We start from the raw sequence: 1230 nt of genomic DNA, 5'->3' as shown, positions 1-1230 counted from the left end.
TTGACATCCTCCCCGGCCTAAAGGCACGGGGATTCCTACCGAGCCGTGGCTCCTCGGCGGGTTGGCATCTCACAGGCTGCTGCACCCACCCCCATCCCCTCCCGGGAGGGGATGGGGGTGGGTTACACTTGCCTCCATGCCCGTTTTTTGTCTCGGATTGCCCACCCGCGACTAATATATTTATTGCTGCATTCTCGTCTCTGTCGTGTTTTGTACCACAGTTGAGACATTCCCACTCTCGCACTGATAAGTCTAATTTACCACCTTTGAAACCACAACACGAGCACATTTGGGATGTTGGTTCCCAACGACTGATTACTCTAAAATCACGACCGTATTTTTCTGCTTTCCCTTCTAAAAAAGTCCGGAATTGTCTCCAGCCTAAATCAGAAACCCACCCCTCTTGCTCCCCTCCCAGGAGGGGATGGGGGTGGGTTGCGGTTTTTGACCATACCTGAAACGTTTCCTTCGGAATGCTTCGCAAACAAGTCTTCTAGAACAATTGTTTGGTTTTCACGAATTATTTCAGTAGATAATTTATGCAAAAAATCTGTCCTAGTATCCTTTAATTTGGCATGGAACTTAGCAACTCTCAGTCTAGCTTTTTCATATCGTTTCGACCCTAAGGTTTTGTTAGATAATAACTTACTTAACTTTCGATATTTCTTGATTCGTTTTTTGAGTGCCTTAGGAGCATCAATCTTTGTACCGTCACTCAATGTAGCAAAGGTTTTAATACCTAAATCTATACCTACTGAATTTTCATTTTCAGATAAAGTTTCTGGTTGTATTTCTACTACAAAACTTAAGAAATATCTATTAGCTGAATCTTTGATTAATGTTACTGATGATGGAGAAGCAGGTAATTCTCTCGACCACACAATTTTCAGTTTTCCTATTTTGGCTAAATAAACTTTATGTTGACCAATTTTAAACCCTCCTTTTGTAAACTTAGCAGTCTGTCTTGATTTCCTTTTTTTGAATCGTGGAGGTTTTATAGGTTTACCTTTTCTCTTACCTTTGGTTGATTGAAAAAAGTTTTGATAAGCTTGGTTTAAATCATTTAAAGATTGCTGTAATGGAATAGCAGAAACCTCTGATAACCATTCTCTGTCTACAGTCTTTTTAGCAGATGTGATCAACTGTTTTTGAAGTTCAGCATTAGTGGGCTTCTTTTCTTCTGATTTATACTTTTGTTGGCAGCAAGCTAGGCTATCGTTCCAGACGACG

2 protein-coding genes are annotated in these 1230 nt (G+C 40.7%); both read right to left on the bottom strand.

The features are described 5' to 3' along the window. Positions 1-484: RNA-guided endonuclease InsQ/TnpB family protein (locus D5R40_RS38730; protein WP_205127859.1), on the bottom strand; the 484-nt coding region annotated here is incomplete at its 3' end. Then, positions 387-1230, bottom strand: an 844-nt coding sequence (locus D5R40_RS33130) for an RNA-guided endonuclease InsQ/TnpB family protein (RefSeq protein WP_205127858.1), incomplete at its 5' end; no start/stop codon positions are given. The genes D5R40_RS38730 and D5R40_RS33130, both read right to left, overlap by 98 nt.

Origin of the sequence: Okeania hirsuta, from assembly GCF_003838195.1 — a bacterium.
GTDB classification, from domain to species: domain Bacteria; phylum Cyanobacteriota; class Cyanobacteriia; order Cyanobacteriales; family Microcoleaceae; genus Okeania; species Okeania hirsuta.
Note: the sequence above shows the minus strand (reverse complement) of the source record. Positions and strands in the feature narration are given on the sequence as shown.